The organism is Rhodococcus erythropolis R138 (assembly GCF_000696675.2).
In the GTDB taxonomy this organism is placed as follows: domain Bacteria; phylum Actinomycetota; class Actinomycetes; order Mycobacteriales; family Mycobacteriaceae; genus Rhodococcus_F; species Rhodococcus_F erythropolis.
The window spans coordinates 5,149,751-5,168,739 of the sequence record NZ_CP007255.1 but is presented as its reverse complement, the minus strand read 5'-3'; the positions used below and the strand labels follow the sequence as shown (position 1 = coordinate 5,168,739).

At 63.6% G+C, this 18,989-nt stretch carries 20 protein-coding genes; 11 read left to right on the top strand and 9 right to left on the bottom strand.

Annotated features, from left to right (window positions below):
- Positions 1–122: 122 nt before the first annotated feature.
- Genes H351_RS23630 through H351_RS23615 form a run of 4 tightly spaced genes read left to right on the top strand, consistent with a single transcriptional unit; the run spans position 123 to position 2,166 of the window.
- Positions 123–860, top strand: coding sequence for a lysophospholipid acyltransferase family protein (locus H351_RS23630; protein ID WP_003941959.1), 738 nt, complete (start codon positions 123–125; stop codon positions 858–860).
- Positions 861–912: 52 nt separating this feature from the next.
- Positions 913–1,164 carry a helix-turn-helix domain-containing protein gene (locus H351_RS23625; protein WP_003941869.1) on the top strand — a complete coding sequence of 84 codons (252 nt, stop codon included), beginning with the start codon at positions 913–915 and terminating at the stop codon, positions 1,162–1,164.
- A gap of 5 nt (positions 1,165–1,169) precedes the next feature.
- Entirely contained in the window at positions 1,170–1,736 is a 567-nt protein-coding gene (locus H351_RS23620; RefSeq protein WP_020906798.1) for a Clp protease N-terminal domain-containing protein, read from the top strand.
- A gap of 49 nt (positions 1,737–1,785) precedes the next feature.
- Positions 1,786–2,166, top strand: coding sequence for a phage holin family protein (locus tag H351_RS23615; protein ID WP_003941998.1), 381 nt, complete (start codon positions 1,786–1,788; stop codon positions 2,164–2,166).
- A gap of 12 nt (positions 2,167–2,178) precedes the next feature.
- On the opposite strand, the gene H351_RS23610 is transcribed toward H351_RS23615, so the two are convergent.
- Positions 2,179–3,048 carry a 1,4-dihydroxy-2-naphthoate polyprenyltransferase gene (locus tag H351_RS23610; protein ID WP_019744341.1) on the bottom strand — a complete coding sequence of 290 codons (870 nt, stop codon included), beginning with the start codon at positions 3,046–3,048 and terminating at the stop codon, positions 2,179–2,181.
- Between the two features lie 49 nt (positions 3,049–3,097).
- Between H351_RS23610 and H351_RS23605 the strand changes: the two genes are divergently transcribed.
- Positions 3,098–6,346 (top strand): AfsR/SARP family transcriptional regulator, encoded by a 3,249-nt coding sequence (locus H351_RS23605; protein ID WP_051636576.1) that lies wholly within the window; start codon positions 3,098–3,100, stop codon positions 6,344–6,346.
- A gap of 21 nt (positions 6,347–6,367) precedes the next feature.
- Here the strand turns inward: H351_RS23605 and H351_RS23600 are convergent, their stop codons facing one another.
- Both H351_RS23600 and H351_RS23595 read right to left on the bottom strand, forming a co-directional pair.
- Complete coding sequence (locus H351_RS23600) at positions 6,368–7,195, bottom strand: ABC transporter permease (RefSeq protein WP_003941848.1); 828 nt, start codon at positions 7,193–7,195, stop codon at positions 6,368–6,370.
- The gene (locus H351_RS23595) at positions 7,192–8,199 is read right to left on the bottom strand and encodes a daunorubicin resistance protein DrrA family ABC transporter ATP-binding protein (protein ID WP_003941960.1); all 1,008 of its coding nucleotides are present in this window, start codon (positions 8,197–8,199) and stop codon (positions 7,192–7,194) included. The genes H351_RS23600 and H351_RS23595 overlap by 4 nt, the downstream gene beginning before the upstream one ends.
- Before the next feature lie 154 nt (positions 8,200–8,353).
- On the opposite strand from H351_RS23595, the gene H351_RS23590 reads away from it, so the two are divergent.
- Positions 8,354–9,247, top strand: coding sequence for a hypothetical protein (locus H351_RS23590; RefSeq protein WP_029254854.1), 894 nt, complete (start codon positions 8,354–8,356; stop codon positions 9,245–9,247).
- Between the two features lie 54 nt (positions 9,248–9,301).
- On the opposite strand, the gene menE is transcribed toward H351_RS23590, so the two are convergent.
- The 5 genes from menE to H351_RS23565 are packed head-to-tail and all read right to left on the bottom strand — an operon-like array spanning position 9,302 to position 12,613.
- Complete coding sequence (gene menE, locus H351_RS23585; RefSeq protein WP_020723596.1) at positions 9,302–10,441, bottom strand: o-succinylbenzoate--CoA ligase; 1,140 nt, start codon at positions 10,439–10,441, stop codon at positions 9,302–9,304.
- Positions 10,438–10,740 carry a DUF3349 domain-containing protein gene (locus H351_RS23580; protein ID WP_019744336.1) on the bottom strand — a complete coding sequence of 101 codons (303 nt, stop codon included), beginning with the start codon at positions 10,738–10,740 and terminating at the stop codon, positions 10,438–10,440. The genes menE and H351_RS23580 overlap by 4 nt, the downstream gene beginning before the upstream one ends.
- Positions 10,741–10,744: 4 nt before the next feature.
- Positions 10,745–11,080, bottom strand: coding sequence for a DUF3349 domain-containing protein (locus H351_RS23575; protein ID WP_029254855.1), 336 nt, complete (start codon positions 11,078–11,080; stop codon positions 10,745–10,747).
- Positions 11,081–11,134: 54 nt separating this feature from the next.
- Entirely contained in the window at positions 11,135–11,398 is a 264-nt protein-coding gene (locus H351_RS23570) for a membrane protein (protein ID WP_019744334.1), read from the bottom strand.
- A 15-nt stretch (positions 11,399–11,413) separates the two neighbouring features.
- A complete protein-coding gene (locus H351_RS23565; protein WP_019744333.1) occupies positions 11,414–12,613 on the bottom strand; it encodes an inorganic phosphate transporter in 1,200 nt (399 codons plus the stop codon).
- A 284-nt stretch (positions 12,614–12,897) separates the two neighbouring features.
- Here H351_RS23565 and H351_RS23560 point away from each other — a divergent pair, with 284 nt between their 5' ends.
- Genes H351_RS23560 through H351_RS23540 form a run of 5 tightly spaced genes read left to right on the top strand, consistent with a single transcriptional unit; the run spans position 12,898 to position 18,494 of the window.
- Complete coding sequence (locus tag H351_RS23560) at positions 12,898–14,322, top strand: ABC transporter substrate-binding protein (RefSeq protein ID WP_059016368.1); 1,425 nt, start codon at positions 12,898–12,900, stop codon at positions 14,320–14,322.
- Positions 14,323–14,382: 60 nt separating this feature from the next.
- A complete protein-coding gene (locus H351_RS23555; protein ID WP_059016365.1) occupies positions 14,383–16,641 on the top strand; it encodes an ABC transporter permease in 2,259 nt (752 codons plus the stop codon).
- Entirely contained in the window at positions 16,634–17,377 is a 744-nt protein-coding gene (locus tag H351_RS23550) for an ABC transporter ATP-binding protein (RefSeq protein WP_007728482.1), read from the top strand. Before H351_RS23555 ends, H351_RS23550 begins: the two co-directional genes overlap by 8 nt.
- The gene (locus tag H351_RS23545; RefSeq protein WP_019744330.1) at positions 17,374–18,132 is read left to right on the top strand and encodes an ABC transporter ATP-binding protein; all 759 of its coding nucleotides are present in this window, start codon (positions 17,374–17,376) and stop codon (positions 18,130–18,132) included. Before H351_RS23550 ends, H351_RS23545 begins: the two co-directional genes overlap by 4 nt.
- Positions 18,133–18,134: 2 nt before the next feature.
- A complete protein-coding gene (locus tag H351_RS23540) occupies positions 18,135–18,494 on the top strand; it encodes a hypothetical protein (protein ID WP_003942018.1) in 360 nt (119 codons plus the stop codon).
- Positions 18,495–18,574: 80 nt separating this feature from the next.
- Here H351_RS23540 and H351_RS23535 read toward each other — a convergent pair whose 3' ends face one another.
- Positions 18,575–18,964: a VOC family protein gene (locus H351_RS23535; RefSeq protein ID WP_019744328.1), complete on the bottom strand. Its 390-nt coding sequence runs from the start codon at positions 18,962–18,964 to the stop codon at positions 18,575–18,577.
- Positions 18,965–18,989 lie beyond the last annotated feature (25 nt).

Genomic DNA, 18,989 nt, shown 5'->3' with positions numbered 1-18,989 from the left:
AGAAACCGTTTTACCTCGAGAGTGGAGTTTCTCCCAGCGCTACGCCTTCTGTAACGCAAACCTACGCAACCGTAGGTTGTGTATCGTTTGGTCAAGGGGCACTTCTCCAGCGAGGGCGGATCATGGGCAATCCTGAAGTTTCACTCGACAATTACGAGGCTGTGTACGAGTACTACCGCAGTCATCAACAGAATCGATTTGTGGCGAAGCTCGCTTATGCCGCATTGGCGCTGAAGTACCGCCCGCGAGTGAGGTACGCGCCGGGTGCGGAAGCCGCGCTGAAGACTCTGCTGGAACGAAAGACGCAGTTGGTCGTGGCAGTCAATCATCTGACCGAGAGCGACCAGTTCACGCTCGCGGCGACCGCGTGGCGTACTCCGTTGCGTCGAGTGATCGGACGGACCCGGGTCCTCGCCAAAGACGAACTCTTCGTTGATCCTTCACAGCGCAAGAAGGTCGACATGATGGGCAGCATCCCGGTTTTTCGCAGCAAGAACTACGGCCTCCGGGCTGTTTCGGATGCCGGCCGAGTGATGATGGACGTCGCGGCCGAGCGGCTGGGCAACGGGGACTGTCTGGCGATTTTCCCGGAAGGGACGTGCAACACCGAAGACCCGACGCGGCTGCAGCACGTCAACAGCGGAATCGGCCACATCGTCGCGCGCGCCGAGAAGTTGGGATGCTCACCGGCCCTGGTGTCGATCGGCATCAATTACGGTCCGGTGGCCGGCGACGTCAAGGCTGCGAGTGTCTTTGTCGGAATGCCGGTGACCGAACTTCCGGACAAGCCGATGGATATCGCCCGAACTGTGCAGGCCGACTTGCAGGTGGCAGTGAACGGGGCCGTCGCCGGATACTAGGCGCCTGTCAATTTTGGTTGACAGATACCAGTTGTCAACCTAAATTGACATCATGACCGAAGCAACCTCTCTCGCTGCTGCCGCCGGTAGCCCGGATCCCACCGAGGGATTGCGTGCTGTTCGAGCGCTGCGTCGTCTACTCGAAAAACTCGAGGCCATTCAGGTCGCCAACGCGCGCCGTCACGGATGGTCCTGGCAGGCGATCGCGGAAGCTCTCGAGGTCAGCCGTCAAGCCGTCCACAAGAAATACGCGTCCGCGCAGTCGGAATCGATGCTGCGTTCACTGCGTGAGAAGGGCAGGTAATTGCCATGTTCGAAAGGTTCTCCGCACAGGCTCGTGGCGTCGTTGTCGATGCTGTCGCCGGATCCGGTCCGGTCACGCCGATGGAACTTCTGACCGCGCTGCTCACCTCTGATCGGGGCATCGCCACCGAGGTGCTCACCGAGTCCGGTGTCTCCCTCGACGTGATCCACCACGCCGGCGCCGGATCGAACGAAGGTAGCTCGAACAATTTCGACGACGACGCCGAGATACTCAAGTCGATCGGCATCGATCTCGATGCGGTTCGGGAGAGTCTCGAGCAGTCCTTCGGCGAAGGTGTGCTGGACGAGACTCCTGTGCCGGACGGCGTCGACACTTCTCGCAAGAGTCGATTCGGGTTCCCTCGTTCACGATTCGAGAAGGACTCCAAGAAGGTGTTGGAACTCTCGCTTCGTGAAGCGCTCGCGCACAAGGACAATCGGATCGGTGCCGAACACATCCTGCTCGGCATCCTGCGTGTCGCCGACGGGCCTACCCGTCAGGCCCTCGAAACGCAGGTCACGATGTCGGTGATCCGTGAGCGCTTGGAAGCGAAGATGAATCGCGCCGCCTAGATTCGGCACGGCTCCGCATGCACGGGGCGGGATGTGCCAGCATTCAGACATGACATTTCTGGCACGTCTCATCATCAACGGCATAGCCATCTGGCTGGCGTCGGCGTGGGTCACCGGCATCACGATCGCCAACCACGACAACGGCACCTGGGGCACGGTTCTCGTGATCGCGGTGATCGCTTTGATCTTCACGGTGGTCAACGCCTTCATCAAGCCGGTAGTGCAGCTTCTCTCGCTACCGCTGCTCATCCTGACTCTCGGATTGTTCACGCTCGTGATCAACGCCCTCATGCTGATGCTGACGGCGTGGATCTCGTCCGGAACGTCCTACGGCTTGACGGTCGACGGCTTCTGGACGGCAGTCTGGGGCGCGCTGATCATCTCGATCGTGAACTTTCTGCTCAGCGCGTTCGTCCCCGACAACCGTTGAGTACGTCGACGTTCAGGCGAGACTGAGCGCAACTGCGGTCGCGGCACCCCAGACGAGCATGGCGAGTCCGGTGTCGCGCAACGCGGGGATCAGGGCCATACCCTGACCGCCGGAACGCAGTGGGGCGTTGGCTCGGATTGCCAGTGGCAACGCCAGCAATCCGAGCAGGGCCCACGGAGTACGCAGGATCAGCAGCAAGGTCGCGACGAACGGGACGGCCAGCAGGATCACGTGCAGCGTGCGGGTCTTCGCGTCGCCGAGCCGGACTGCGAGAGTGATCTTTCCGGACTCGGTGTCGGTCGGGATGTCTCGAAGATTGTTGGCAACGAGCACCGCGCTCGAGAATGAACCGATGGCGATCGCGCCGGCCAGCCCGGCCAGATCCACCCGTTCGGCCTGTACGAATTGAGTTCCCAGCACTGCGATCAGCCCGAAGAAGATGAACACGGCGATCTCGCCGAACCCGCTGTATCCGTACGGCTTCTTGCCGCCGGTGTAGAACCAGGCACCGATGATGCAGAACACGCCGACCGCAACCAGCCACCAGGCTGTGGTCGCCGCCAGAACGAACCCGGCTACAGCGGCAACGGTGAAGCAGCTGATCGCTGCGGCCTTCACAGCTCCGGGACTGACCAACTTCGATCCGACCAAGCGCAGTGGCCCGACGCGGTCGTCGTCCGTTCCGCGGATTCCGTCGGAGTAGTCGTTCGCGAAATTCACCCCGACGATCAAGGCCAAGGAGACGATCAGTGCCAGGAGCGCCTTCCACCACACTGCGAGGTCCAGGGACGCCGCGGCTCCGGTGCCGACCAGCACGGGCGCAATCGCGTTCGGGAGTGTGCGCGGCCTCGCGCCTTCGATCCATTGAGCAGCTGTTGCCATACAACGATCTTTGCACTGTGCAATACGATCGAACGCGGTGGATCAGCACATGACTCGAGACGTGAGTGAGCGCGCCAGGTACGCGCAGTCGGGCGAAGACCCGGCAGACATTGCCTTGCTCGGACCCATTTCGACCAAAGTGGGCGATCGTCTGGTTCCGTTGCCGGGTCCGCGAGCTCGAACTCTGCTGGTTGCGCTGGCTCGCAATCCGGGTGAGCCCCGTACCGCGCAGAGCCTGATCGACGACGTCTGGGGGCTGGAGCCGCCGCGCTCACCGATGAACGCCCTCCACACTCAGGTCTCGCGCCTGCGATCTGCACTTCCGGACGGGGCGCTCGAAGTCACGGCGGCCGGATACCGGCTCACTCTCGCTCGGGAGCGTGTCGACCTGGCCCGGGCAGCGGACGCCGTCCGTCGTCTGCGCGCCGGCGGCGCCGACGCGTCCGAGGCACTCGCCCTCACGACCGCGGCGCTGCGCCTGTGGCGCGGTACCCCCGGGAGCGACGTGGTCGGCGACGTCGCAGATCGTCTGGCGCTCGACGCAGGCCGCGTGTACGACGAACTGGAGTCCGCGCAGATCGACGCGTTGCTCACGTTGGGGGAGTACGCGGCCGCCATTCCACTGGTGCGCGGACGCCATCTGGCTAGCCCGTTCGACGACACAGCGGCCGAAGCGTTGATGCGTGCGCTCGCCGGAGCCGGCCGAGTCAACGAGGCACTCGAAGTGTTCGCGGAGTTCCGCAACCACCTCGCCAATCGCCTGGGCGCTGATCCGTCACCCGCACTGGTGACTCTGAACGCGGAACTTCTCGGGGCACCTGCGGCAACACCGCGAGCTGCGCGGGCGATCGGTCTACGCGCTGCCCCCAACACCTTGCTCGGTCGCTACAGCGACATCGACCAGATCGAATCCTTGCTGGCTCGCTCACGTGTGGTCACCATTCTCGGACCCGGTGGCGCCGGAAAAACCCGTCTCGCACACGAATTGGGCCTGCGCGGATCCGTGAACCAGCCTGGCGTCGCGGTGGTACTCGTGGAGTTGGCGTCGTTGCGCAGCAGCGAAGATGTCATCGCGGCCATCGGCGGCACCCTCGGAATCAGCGAATCCGATCTGGCGCCAGGCAAATTGACCGTCGGCCGGACGCATTCGGCGCGAGAGCGACTCAAAGAGGCGTTGTCCGCCGGTCCGATGTTGCTCATCCTCGACAATTGCGAGCACGTGATCGGCGCGTGTTCGGAGATCGTGGCCGAGATGATCGCGGCCGGTCGTCAGCTGACGGTACTGACCACCAGTCGTTCGCCGCTCATGATCAGTGCCGAGGCGGTGTACCCGTTGCCGCCGTTGGCGATCGACGACGGAACCGGCTCGGCAGTCGAACTCTTCTCGGCGAGAGCCCGTGCGGTGCGGCCGTCCGTTCATCTGGACGTCGACGCGGTCGTCAAGCTGTGTACGACGCTCGACGGACTCCCGTTGGCGATCGAGCTCGCGGCTGCCCGGGTCCGCACGATGAGCGTCGACGAAATCGGTTCGAGACTGCGAGATCGGTTCGCGTTGTTGCGCTCCGATGATCCGACGTCTCCGGATCGGCATCGCACGCTGCACGCGGTGATCGATTGGAGCTGGAATCTGTTGGGCAGCGGGGATCAGATTGCGCTGCGTCGATTGTGCCGATTCCCGGCAGGTTTCACGCTTTCCTCGGCGCAGGCCGTTGCCGGGTGGGGAGAGTTGAACGATGTGGCCGGCGCTGTCGAAGCGCTGGTCAATCAGTCACTTCTTTCCGTCAGCGACGGTCAGGGTGAGCTTCGGTACTACATGCTCGAGACGGTCCGTGAATACGGCGAGGAGCAGCTCGCCGCGTCCGGAGAGGGGCCGGAAGTGATCCGGCGCCTGAATGTCTGGGCAATCGCGATCGCAGAGGACGCCGTCGTGCGTGCACGCACGGATCAGCTGCGCCTGATTGCCGACCTCGACGCCGAGCACGACAACCTTCTCGCGGTTCTTCGCTGGGCCGTGGAGCGCGGCGACGCGGTCACCGTAGCCAACGTCTTTCCCGTCCTCGCGATTCTGTGGGCCGTACGAGGATCGAATTCGGAAGTCTCGAACTGGGCGTCGAAGATCGTCGGGGCGACCGCGGACAACGATCTACGCGATGTAAATGCAGAATTGGTGGGCGCGACGTTCATTCTGGTGGCGATGCATCTGTTTTTCGCGGAGACCGATCGAAACCATGCCCGCGCGCGGGTTCGTCTTCGAAAGCTGTTGCGTGAGCGCGATGATCTCGGTCCGTTGTTCGCATTTCTGATCAAGCTGACCACGAGTGGGATCGCCAACCACAGACTTGCGCGTTTGGTCGCGGAAGGCGTTCGCAGTTCCGACCCCGAGACCCGAATGGCTGCGCTGTCCGCGCGTTCGAATATGCGCGAGAACATCGGGGATCTGCGGGGCGCTTTGCTGGACGGGGAAGCGTTGTTCGACTACGCGACCAATGCCGGTGACGAGTGGGGCCTTGCGATGGCGGCCCAGCATGTCGGGTCGGTCCACAGCCAATCCGCGCGATATGGCGAGGCCATCGAGTTCTACGCGATTGCGGCGGCGTCGATGGAACGCCTCGGTGCACGTGACGAGGCGATGCAGCTCATCTGCTTTCAAGCCGGAGCAATGATCGCATCCGGTGACACCGCCGGCGGGCGAACACTTCTCGATCGGGCACGTCCGGCCTTGGCGCACTCGGGTGGGACCGGTGCCATCGAAACCGATCAACGGCGCGCGGCGCTGATGGCGAGCATCGCCGAGGCGGATCTCGCGGACGGCCGAGTCGAAGAAGGGTTGGCCAGGTATCGAGAAGCACTGGAGTTGTTGGGCTCTGCGATCGAGAACATCTTCGGTGATCCCTTCGTCGTTCTGCTCGGTGCTGCGGCCGTGTGTGCTCACGTCGTTCACGGCCGACATGAACTCGTGGCAAGTCGTGTTCTGCAGATGAAGGATTCGAGTGCTCTCAAGTTCGATCCCAAGGGTTATGCGGACCTGCCGCTCGCGGGTTCCTTGGCGTCGGCGATCGGGTCGTTCGATCTTGTCACGGGCAACATCGATCGAGGGGTCGAACTGATGGCTCTGTCGTTGAAAATGCCGGGGAGACAGGACTTCGTCTCGCTCCACCATGCGCGTCTCTCCGACTTCGCTGTCGGTGTGGTGGGAGTCGACAGGTGGTCTGTGGAAACCGAGAAGGTGTCGGGCTACTCACGCAGAGCGGTCCGCGAAGCAGTGTTGGCTGCGCTTCGCGGACCGGTGCTGGATTAGAGCTGGACGATGTTGCGGGACTTATGTCTTGCGCATGTACATCCGGACGGTCAGGGGCGCCATGACGGCAACGATCACCGCGGCGCCGACCAACGACCACACGACGTGGATACCGAAGTGACCGTCGTTGGCCAGCTCGCGAACCGCGGTCACCAAGTGTGAGACCGGATTGACGTTCACGAACTTCTGAAGCCAACTCGGCATGGTGGCAGGATCGACGAACGCATTCGACAGGAACGTCAGCGGGAACAGCACGAGCATCGAAACACCCTGCACCGTGGACGCTTTGTTCATCAGCACGCCCATGAGGGCGAAGATCCAGCTGATGGAGAACGCGCACACCATGACCAGAATCGCGGCAGACAGAATGCCGACCACGCCGCCTGCGGGGCGGTATCCCATCGCGAAACCGACGATGAACGTGATGGTCGTGGCGATGCCGTAGCGCACGACGTCGGCGAGCAATGCGCCGGACAGCGGGGCGATACGAGCGATGGGAAGGGATTTGAAGCGGTCGAACACGCCCTTGTCCATGTCCTCACGAAGCTGAGTGCCCGTGACGATGGAACCGGTGATGACGGTCTGGACGAGGATGCCGGGGATGATCGTCGGCAGATATGCCGTCACGTCACCGGCGATCGCGCCGCCGAAGATGTACGTGAACATCAACGTGAAGATGATCGGCTGGATGACGACGTCGAACAGTTGCTCGGGGTTGTGCTTGATCTTGAGAATTCCGCGGTACGCCATCGTGAACGTGTTCGCGAAGCTCTGCTGCAGGCTGATACGGCGGGGTGCGGCGTCCGGCTGGGCTATCGGCGACCGGGGTTTGGTGAGGGTGGTTGTCATGCGACGCTCCGATCGGAGTCGTTGTCGGACTGGGCGTCGTTGCGTCCACCGTCTTCGGGCTGGTGCCCGGTAATGGTCAGGAACACTTCGTCCAGGCTGGGTTTCTGTACGTTGATCTCGTCGACGGCAATTCCTTGCTCACGCAGACGGATCAACAGGTCCGCTGTGATCGACGGGTCGCTGAGCGGTGCGGTGATCCGACCGACTTCGGGGGTGACTCCCACCTCGACGCTGAGCGCAGCCGCAATGAGCGAGCGAGCTTCTTCGGTTCGGTCACGGTCGACCAACTTGAGCTGGAGGGAGGAGATCCCTACCGAAGCCTTGAGTTCGTCGGCGGTGCCGTTGGCGATCACGCGACCGCGGTCGATCACCGCGATGCGATCGGCCAACTGATCGGCCTCGTCGAGGTACTGCGTGGTGAGCAACACTGTCGAGCCCTCGGCGACGAGTCGCCGGATGGTCACCCACATCTGGGCGCGGGTGCGCGGATCCAGTCCGGTGGTGGGCTCGTCGAGGAACAGCAGCGGCGGGCGAGCGATCAGGCTGGCCGCCAGATCCAGGCGCCGACGCATACCACCGGAGAAGTTCTTCAGCGGCTTGGTTGCGGCCTCGACCAGGTCGAACTCCTCGAGGAGTTCGAGGGACTTGGTGCGCGCATCGCGGCGGCTCAGGCCGAGCAACCGGGAGAAGATCACGAGGTTCTCGGTCGCGGTCAGATCCTCGTCGACGGAGGCGTACTGCCCGGTGACGCCGATCAGGGAGCGGACCGCGGTGGGTTCACGGCTGACGTCGTGACCGAAGATGCGCGCCTCGCCGCCGTCGGGGCGAAGGAGGGTGGCGAGCATGCGGACGGTGGTGGTCTTGCCGGCGCCGTTCGGCCCGAGGACGCCGAACACCGAGCCGGTGGGGACGGTGAGGCTGACGCCGTCGACCGCGCGGTGCTCGCCGAACTTCTTGACGAGTCCGTCGGCCTCGATGGCAAGAGGCGAAGCTGTGTGGTTCATGGGATGAAGCTTGGCAGATCGATCTTGCATGGACCTTGCGTGGAACTTGCGGTTACTTGCACAGCGCGCGAGGTCGGTGCTCCACAACCGGCAAACAATCCCCAGACGGAACTTGCTTGCCGGTGTGCGGGCGCGATGGCGTCACGCTCGCTGCATGGAAATTCTCACGCGGGCGCAGGCTCACCGGGACGGCACCAGCGACGCGCAGTTGCAGCGAGCGGTCAGGCGCGGCGAGCTGCACCGAATCTCAGCGGGGATCTACATGCACGCCGATCACTTCCGCGAACTCGACGCTGGAGCACGCCACCGGTGCGCGGTCCTCGCGGCCGCTGAAACCTGTGGTCCAGGTGCGATCGTGAGCCACGCTTCGGCAGCGATCATGCACGGATTGGATTGCGGCGGATTGCGATTGGACACCGTGCATCTGACGCGTAGCCGATGCTCGGGTGGGCGGAAGAGTCAGACCTTGCATCTTCATCCAGCAGTGGTCCCGCCCGAGGAGGTCGCGCTGATCGACGGCGTCGCAACCACGTCGCTTGCGCGAACGTTCGTCGACCTCGCACGGACGACGCCGTTCGAGACCGCCGTGGTGATCGGTGATTGCGCCCTGCGACGTGGGATGAGGCGTGAGAACGTCGACGCTTCGCTCGATCATGCGCGCGGACGGCTGGGGATGAGTCGCGCTCGAGTGGCGGCGACGTTCATCGAACCAGGTGCCGAGAGTCCGGGGGAGTCCATCAGCCGGGTACGCATGCGCGACGACGGTTGGCCGATGCCGACGCTGCAGCACGAGATCCGTCACGGTGGCAGGTTCATCGGACGAGTCGACTTCTTCTGGAAAGAGCACGGTGTGGTGGGCGAGTTCGACGGGATGGTCAAGTACCGCGGCGACAATCCGGGTAGGGCGGTAGAGCGCGAGAAACTGCGGGAGGACGCGATCCGGGACGCGGGGTTCGAGGTGTTCCGGTGGGTATGGGCGGATCTTCGCGACTTCGAACGCGTCCGCGAAAGGTTCGAGCGGACTTGCCTCCGCGGAGCCGCGCGCTGATTGTGCAGCCGCGGCGCTGATCAGGCCTGCGGCTGAACAATCGGGCTGCGGCTGCTAGCTGAACCGAGCCACCAGGGCGGCGCGGTCGAGCTTGCCCGGCCCCCGGAGCGGCAGTGCGTCCACGACGAACAGCTCGCGCGGCGCCGCGGTCACGTCGAGTGTCCGCTGAGCATGTGTGCGTAGTTCGTCGAGCGTCGGAGCTTTGCCCTCGGGTACGACCACGGCCACCACCCGCTGCCCCAGCCGCTGGTCCTCGACGCCGATCACCGCGCACTCGCGAACGGCGGGGTGATCGGCCAGCGCGGCCTCGACCACCTGCGGTACGACGGTCAGCCCGCCGGTGGAGATTGCCTCGTCCAACCGGCCGCTGATGCGCAGGACTCCGTCGACCACAGCTCCGGCGTCGTCGGTCCGGAACCATCCGGGTTCGGCGAAAGCGGGGTGGTCGGGAAGCCCGCGGTACCCGGACGCGAGCATCGGCCCGCCCAGCAGCACTCGCCCGTCGTCGATACGAATCTGCGCTCCGGACAACGGGATTCCGTCGTAGACGCAACCGCCGGAGGTTTCACTCATCCCGTAGGTACGGACGACGGTGATGCCCGCTTCGGTTGCCTGCGCGAGTACCGGCGCGGGAGTCGCAGCGCCGCCGAGCAGAACCGCGTCGAGTGAAGCCAGCGCCTCGACCGCGGCGCGATCACCGAGCGCCTTGACCAACTGCGTCGGCACCAAGGAGGTGTAGCGGCGCGGTCCGCTCATCGCGGCGACGGCACCCGGAAGCGCTGCCGGGTCGAAACCCGCACTGACGTCGACGATCACCGGTTGCGTTCCGGCGAGAACACTGCGGAGCAGAACCTGCATGCCGGCGATGTGGTGCGGAGGGAGAACGAGCAACCAGGATCCTGTGCCGCCGAGGCGTTCGTGGGTCGCGTCGCCGCTGGCCCTCAGTGCATCAGCACCGAGCATCGCGCCCTTCGGCGTTCCCGTGGTTCCCGACGTGGCGACTACCAGCGAGACGCCGTCGTCGATGGGCTGATCGGGGTGCAGAGCGTCGCTCAGTCGGGCCGTCTCGCGTGCGTCGGCAGCCGGGACGGGGAGTACGGCGTCGTGCTCGCCGCCCAGGATCTGCGCGACGGCAGGCAATACCTCGAAAGCCGCCTCGCCCTGCGGAACCGCGAGTGTGCGAAGAACGTTCACCGGATGTCCGGCCCGGCAAGGGGCCAACCGCCGTCAGCCAGATGGCTTCGCACGCGGTCGACGTCGGTTTCGAGAGGCATCTCGTTGGTGATCTTCGTGATGAGGACCTGGATGTCGGTCTTCTCGATGGGCAGATCGCCGTCCTCGATCAACGCGTCGGCGACGGCGTCGACCTCGGCCTCGGAGAGTCTGCGAGTGAGGAGTGCGAAGAGCGGGATGTAGTCCTGCTCGGGGACGCCATTGGGATAGCCGGCCCGCAACCAGCCGACTATCGACGTGAGGAAGGGCGGAAGAGCCATGACGTCAGCTCACATCTCGAACTTCGTTGTTGGCGTCCACGTCTTCGATAACCGGCCACCCACCTGCGCGCAGTCTTTCGGTGACACGATCGACGTCGTCCTCGGACGGCTCCTCGTTGAGGATCCCCTCGATGATGGCGCGAATCGTGTCGTAGTCGACGTGGCGGTCCGGTACCTCGTGCGCGGACTCGATGGACATCGAAACGACCTGCTCGATCTCCTCGTCGGTCAGACGTCGACGGAGAACCGCGAGCAGGGCGAAATGATCCTTGTCCGGGATGCCCTCGGGGTACCCGGCGCGTAGCCAGTCGAGCACGCTGCGCAATGAATACTTGCTCAAATCCTCGGCCTCATTTTCGTTTCGGTGGTTTCAGTGGTGTGCCGCGACGACCACTCAGAAGACGTGGATTCCGAACGTGCTGGCCAAGAAGTTCTTCATCAACAACAGAATTCCGGCGAAGATCGTGACGAGCACGATCGCAAAACAGAGGTACGCACCCATTTTACCCAGGGTGGTCGGTCCTTCGGTGCCGTCGGGATTCGGCAGGCTCAGCGACTTGAGGCCGAATGCGAAGATCGCCGGCAGTCCCGCTCCGAAGAGCAGTCCTACTGCCACTACCTGCCAGAGCGAATCGAGGGTATCGGTGAGTAGATGCATTCTCTTGCGCCCCTTTCAGGAGTTGCGGGTGGCTTCGGTGGACGGCGTGGGTTCGGCTGCCGGGATCTCGGCAATTGCCGCATCTGAATTCTCGTCCCATTCGGCGGTGACGTTCGCCGCGTCCACGGGTTCCTTACGCGAGCGTATGTACATGAAGATCGCGAAGGCGATAAGCGCGGCGAAGACGACGAGCACGCCGGCGAGTCCGCCGACCAGATGCGCAAGAGCCCAGCAGATAGCTCCGACGACGGCAGCCGACGGCAATGTGATCAGCCAGGCTGCGGCCATCCGGCCGGCGACACCCCAACGGACCTCGGCGCCCTTGCGACCGATACCGGTACCGAGGATCGAGCCGGTGGCGACGTGGGTGGTCGAGAGGGGGAGTCCCAGGTGGCTCGACGTGAGGATGATGGCTGCGGACGACGCTTCGGCTGCCAGACCCTGCGGCGCGGCAATCTCGACAAGACCCTTGCCCAGGGTGCGGATGATGCGCCAACCGCCGAGGTAGGTGCCGAGGGCGATCGCGACGGCACAGGTGAACTTCACCCAGAACGGCATCTCGGTCTCGGCGGTGATGGTGCCGTGAGCGACCAGGGCCAAAAAGATGACGCCCATCGTCTTCTGGGCGTCGTTGGTGCCGTGTGCAAGTGAGATCAGGGAGGCGGTGCCGATCTGGCCGAAACGGAAACCGCGCTCGCGCTCGTCTTCCTTGACGGATGCGGTGATGCGGTACACGAGCTTGGTGCCGACGCCCGCGACCAGAGCAGCGACGACCGGCGCGAGGATCGCGGGGACGACGACCTTGGTCAGCACTCCGCCCCACTCGACTCCGCCCATACCGATGGAGGCGATCGCGGCGCCGATCAATCCGCCGAACAGCGCGTGCGAGGAGCTCGACGGCAATCCGAGAAGCCAGGTGGCCAGGTTCCAGATGATTCCGCCGACAAGACCGGCGAACACGATCAGCAGCAGATCCTGCCCACTGACCGCGCCGAGGTTGACGACACCTTTGGCTACCGTCGCGGCGACCTCGACGGACAGGAACGCACCGACCAGGTTCAGGATCGCGGAAAGTGTGACCGCAACTTTGGGCTTGAGTGCACCGGTCGCGATGGAGGTGGCCATTGCGTTACCCGTGTCGTGAAAACCATTCGTGAAATCGAACGCGAGGGCGGTGACAACTACCACCAGGAGGATTACGAGCTCTGCGGTCACAACGTGAATTGTGCGTATCGAACGCGTAAAAGTACAGCGAACGGGATGCGAACAGGGCCTCCGTGGAGTACGTCCCCGCGCGTGGGCTGCGGCGCTGCCGTTCGCGATGTGTTCAGCGCCACGAAATCCGAACCCTGTGTGGGACCTCACTTTTTGGTCTCACTCACCGGGAAGGCACATTCGGACCGTTTTAAACGCTGATTACCTACGGGCACCGAGCGCACCGGAACAGGGGTTTCACCTCTGTATCTCGGTGTCTGTCAGTGAGAAGGAGAGCTCCGACCGTGAAGCCCAACAAGTCCACGAAGCTGATCGTGGCACTCGCAGCGACCGCCGTTCTGGCATCAGCCTGCGCATCGAATCGTGGTGACGATCCCTACGCCGTCGCTGTCGGCGGACCAGGCGTCAGCGCCGATCTTGCGTCGAGCACATCCGACGCGAAGTTCGGCACCCTCGATTCGCCGTGTGGCGAAGGCGATGCCACCGGCGCAACCGATCAAGGCGTCAGCGACACCGAGATCAAGATCGGGTTCGGTGACGACCGCGGGTACGTGAAGTCTCCCGGGTTGAACAAGGAAATGAGCGATGCGGTGAACGCGCTCATCTCGTGGTGCAACGATCAAGGCGGTATCAACGGGCGCAAGGTCGTCGGTACCGACTACGACGCCGCGATGACGCAGGCCAACTCGGTCATGCAGGAAGCGTGCGGGAGTCAGTTCATGATGGTCGGCTACGGCTTCGCGATGGATCAGACCGCCGAGCAGACGCGTGTCGCGTGCAACCTGGTGTCAGTGCCAGGCTTCACCGTCTCGCCGGACGCCGCGAACGGACCCATGACGTTCCAGGGAGTTCCGTTCCCCGTCGACTACGCGAACGGTTCGCAGTGGTTCCAGATGGCCGAGATGCATCCCGACTTGGTGAACGACTTCGACGTCGTCAACAGCACGATGCCCACGATCATCAGCTCCACCACGAAGATTCGTTCGATCGCCGAGGCTGCGGGCTTCAAGCTCAAGGATTGCGGCGTCACACTCAACTACGAGGGCGAATCGAGCTACGTGCCGTTTGCCGAGAAGTACAAGGAGTGCGGTGCGAAGGGTATCTGGACGTCACGATCGGCAAGCCCGTCGGAGCTGAACTTCGTGAAGGCCCTCGACCAGGTCGGGATCGATCCCATCTTCTTCGGTGAAGCCACCTGGTACGGCGCGACCGTCTCCGATTGGAACAAGGACACCGGACTGCTCGACAACCTCAACGCGGGCATGACCTTCCAGATGCTCGAGAACGCGGACAAGGTGCCCGCGGTGAAGAAGTACGTCGATCTTGTCTCCGAGCAGGGTGGCAAGACTGCGCTTCTCGGTATGCAGGCGGCGTCGTCGTTCCTGCTGTGGGCGGCCGCCGCGGACGAGTGCGGCAGCGATCTGACGCGTCAGTGCATGGTCGACGAACTCTCGAACATTCACGAGTGGGACGGCGGCGGATTGCATGCCGTCACCGCCCCCGGCAAGAACATGCCGGCCACCTGCGGACTCATGACCTCGCTGAAGGGCAGTACCTACTCGCAGGCGTTCCCGTCCACCGCGGGCGAATTCAAGTGCGACCCCAAGTACCTCGTCGCGACCGACAAGAGCACCTGGGGAACCGAGCTCGGCGCTGACCGCGTTTCGACGAAGTACCAGAACGCCAACGTCATCAAGCCGCAGTCCTGATTCTTCCGACTCGGGCGGCGAGCGCCAACCGCCGCCCGAGTCCCTAACGAGGGTTCAGCCATGAACACTTTTGTCACTTTCACGATCCTGGGCCTGGTCCTGGGGTCGGTGTACGCGATCGCCGCCTCCGGGCTGGTACTCACGTACAACACGTCAGGCATCTTCAACTTCGCGCACGGTGCACAGGCAATGCTCGGTGCGTTCATCTACTGGCAGTTGCGCTACGGCTGGGAACTTCCCACTGTCGTTGCCTTGCTGATCTCGTTGGTCCTGGTCGGTCCGCTGATGGGTCTCGGCCTCTACGTCCTGATCATGAAGGGGCTACGCGATACCGCCGAGGTCACCAAAATCGTTGTGACGGTATCGATCCTGCTCGGAATGCTCTCGATTTCTCACTGGTTCTGGCATCCCGAGACCGCCCGAACGATGCAGATGTTCTTCGGTGACCAGTCCAAGATCACGGTGTTCGGCGCGAGCATCCGCTACCACGAGCTGATCTGCATCCTCGTTGCGATCGCTATCGCCGTCGGTCTGCGTATTCTTTTCACGCGCACCCGTGCCGGTGTTGCGATGCGCGGCGTCGTCGACGATCCGGAACTACTGCGCCTCAACGGCCACAATCCGGAGCGTCTCGCGGCACTGTCCTGGGCGATGGGTTCGACGCTCGCAGTCCTGGCCGGCATCCTGATCACCCCGATCAGTGGCGGCACACTCGAGGCGAACATGTTGACGCTCTTGGTGATCGACGCGTTTGCCGCGGCCATGTTCGGTCGGTTGCGCAGCATCCTGCGCACGTTTGTCGGTGCCGTGGTTCTCGGGCTTGCCGGTACGTACGTATTGGCGTACTTCCCGACCAGTTGGAGTTGGACGTCGAATTTCCGTGTCTCCCTACCGATGATCGCGCTGTTCGTCGTACTCATCGTCCTACCTCAGGACCGCCTGCGCGGTGCGGTCACTCGCACCCGTGAGCGGTACCACGTCCCGAGCGTGCGCAAGGCCGTCGTCTGGGGCGTGGCACTGATCGTCATCGTGTACCTGATCCGTCTGCTGATGGTAACGTCGGCGGTCACGACACTGACCATCGGAATGACTTTCGCGATCATCGCGCTCTCGCTCACACTCCTCACCGGCTACGCGGGTGAATTGAACTTGGCGCCGGTATCTTTCGGCGCTATCGCTACCATCGTGGCCTTCCACTTCGGGATCTCCGGTTCCGGGTTGGCTGCGCACCTCAACCTGTGGGGCATCGTCGTCGGAGTCCTCGTCACCGCAGTGATCGGTGGCCTCGTCGCCCTGCCGGCGCTGCGGCTCAGAGGGCTGTATCTCGCGCTTGCGACCATGGCATTCGGAGTGTTCCTCTCCAACATGGTCCTTCGCGACACCACCGAACACGAGATGTTCGGCATGAAGTATTCGCTGTTCAAAGACGGCAACATCGCTCTCCCTCCGCTGAAGATCGGCCCGCTCGATCTGAGCAACGAGACGGTGTTCCTGATGACCGTGACCGCGCTGTTCTCGGTACTCGGCGTCGGCGTCATCGCGTTGCGTAACAGCGGCTACGGGCGCCGTCTCGCTGCGATGAAGGACAGCCCGGCCGGTTCGGCCATGCTCGGCCAGAGCCTGGTTCGGCTCAAGCTGAGCGTCTTCATGATCTCTTCGGGGATCGCCGGTCTCGGCGGCATTCTGATGTCGAGCGCGATGGGTTCGGTCTCGGGCGAGAGCTTTGCCATCATGGTCAGCCTCTCGCTGCTCATGCTGACCGTCGTCGCGGGCATCGGATACGTCACCGGCGCGCTGTTCGGTGGGCTCATGGCCGGAATCGGCTTTGCCGTCATCATGGTCTCGTTCACCAATCTGGCTTCGGCGCAACCGGAGTTGGAGGGAATGTGGCTGCTGCTGGGCAACATCGCGGCCGTCAGCCCGGCCCTGATCGGCATCGGTGTCGGCGCGAACCCCAGTGGCACCGTGCACAGCGTGATCGAGGGATACCGTCGGCTCACCGATGCCAGGCCGGTTCTGATCGGCGGCGCCGCAGTCGTTCTACTGACCTACGTCCTTGCTCTGACCGGCGTACTCGGCAACTGGTGGTTCGCGTCCATCACGATCGCGGTGGTGTTCATGCTGCCCGTGATCGGCGAGATGGTCATGCCCCGTGCGGTTCTCACTCCGGAAGAATTGGCCGCCAAGGCGACAGTCGTTCCCGAAGACGTCGGGATCGACGTCCCGTACAGCCCCGAGATCCGTGACGAGATCGACCGCGAACTGGGGATTCCTCAGTACCAGGGCGGCTCGCCGAAGGAGTTGACCGCCCATGTCTGACACACCTCTTCTCGAAACACGCGGTGTGAGCGTTCGTTTCGGTGGGCACGTCGCGGTCAAGGACGTTTCGCTCACCGTGCAACCCGGAACCGTGACGGGACTGATCGGACCGAATGGTGCGGGCAAGACGACGCTCTTCAACACCATCACCGGGCTGCAGAAACCCACGTCCGGTCAGGTGTTCCTCGGCGGCGTCGACGTGACGAAGCTGCCGCCGCACAAGCGGGCAGGTCGCGGGCTTGCGCGTACCTTCCAGCGGCTCGAACTGTTCGTCTCGCTGTCGGTGCGTGACAACCTGCGTGTCGCGGGAGACATCCACAAGGCGAACGGCCGCAACAAGATCGACGTGGACAGCGAGACGGATCGTCTGCTGGAGCTGACCGGGCTGACGGATGTCGCGGACAAGGACGTCGCGGACATCCCCACCGGACGCGCCCGCGTAGTCGAAGTTGCACGGGCGCTCATGACCGACCCGCGAGTGCTGCTGCTCGACGAACCGGCCTCGGGCCAGACCGAGCAGGAAACCGAGGTCTTTGCCGAGATGCTCACCGAGCTGGCGGCGGGTGGACTCGGAATCTGTCTGGTGGAGCACGACATTCCGCTGGTGATGAAGGTGTGCTCGACCATTCACGTGCTCGACTACGGCGCAGTCCTCGCATCGGGCGATCCGGAGAAGATCCGGACGGATCCGGAAGTGATCGCGGCCTACATCGGGACCGAGGAGGAGGCGGTATGACTTCAGCGAAAATTGGCGAGGCGAAAATCGACGAGGGCATACGCAGCCCCGACCGCGCCGAACCGTTGCTCGAACTGTCCGGTGTCCGTGCCGGTTACGGATCCATCGAGGTTCTGCACGGGGTGGATCTGGTACTCGAACCGGGCGCAGTGGTGGCGCTGCTCGGACCCAACGGTGGTGGCAAGACGTCGACGCTCAAGATCTGCTCAGGCGTCCTGCCGGTCACCCGCGGCGAGTTCCGGCTCGCGGGCCAGGTCGTGAACGGCGTCGAGCCTTCGGAGTTGGCGAGGCTGGGCGTCTGCTCCATCCCCGAGGGACGCGGGATCTTCGCAAACCTGACCGTGCGCGAAAATCTGTGGATCGCCACGGGAACGGGCGTCGGGTTGGCCGAACTCGAAGAGGTTGCGTACAGCAGGTTCCCGATCCTGGGGGAGCGGCGCGGGCAGTTGGCCGGATCGATGTCCGGCGGCGAGCAGCAGATGCTGGCGCTGTCACGGGCGCTCGGCACTCACCCGACGGTGCTCCTGCTCGACGAGCTGTCGATGGGTCTCGCACCGCGAATCGTCTCGCAGATGTACGACGTCGTCGGCTCGCTTGCAGCCGAAGGCATTTCCATTCTCGTCGCCGAGCAGTTCGCACGAGCGGTGCTGCCCATCGCGACCTCGGCCGCACTCATGTTGCAGGGACGCGTCGTGAAGACCGGCGATCCCCTCGACATCGAAAACGAACTTTCTACCAGTTATCTAGGAGGATGACGATGACTACTCTCGCCGAAGATCGCCGTGAGGAATTCAAGAAGAACATCGCAGAGTTGAAGCTGGACAAGAAGCAGGCAGGCGGCGACGCTGCGACGCGCATCGCCGGCCTGGTGCTCATGGTCGTCGGTGTGGTCGGCGCCTTCGTCGTCTACATCTCTTCGCTGACGCTCTCGGACCTGCGGGATCTGGTGTCGTACCAGATCCTCACCGTGGTTTTCCTCGCCCTGACAGTGGTCGGTGCCGCACTCTTCCTGGCCGCATCGGTGGCAAAGGTGCTGCGGCTGTGGTTGGTTCGCCAACTGCTCGAGGGTCAGGCCCAGACAGATCAGATCTCTCAGGCGCTGAGCACGCGCAACTGATCTCTGCGAAGAACCGACAGATGCCCGCCACGAAAGTCGTGGCGGGCATCTGTCACTGCTCGGCTACAGTGGTGTCTCGACTACGCGGACGGTGGCCGGGAATCGCGTCGGATGGGATGGTCCTCCGGGATCTGCACCATCACGATCGGTGTCCCGTCCGGGTCGGCGATCCACATCTCGTGCAGACCCCACGGTTCTTGCCTGGCCTCGCGGGCGATCTTGACTCCGGCGAGAACCAGTTCGGTCTGAGCGGCAGTGAGGTCACGGACCTGCAGCCAGATCGCGCCGCGAAAGCCACCTTCGCCGGTGCCGCCGTGCGCAGCGACTTCGATCAGCCCTTGGCCGGCGAAGAAGACTGTGCCGCCGGGATATTCACGAGCGATCGCCAGACCGAGGGTGTCTCGGTAGAAGCTCAGCGTTCGTTCGTACTCGCTCGGGCGCAATATCGTACGGCTACTCAGAATCTCCACGTCCGACCTCCCTCTCGCACCTACT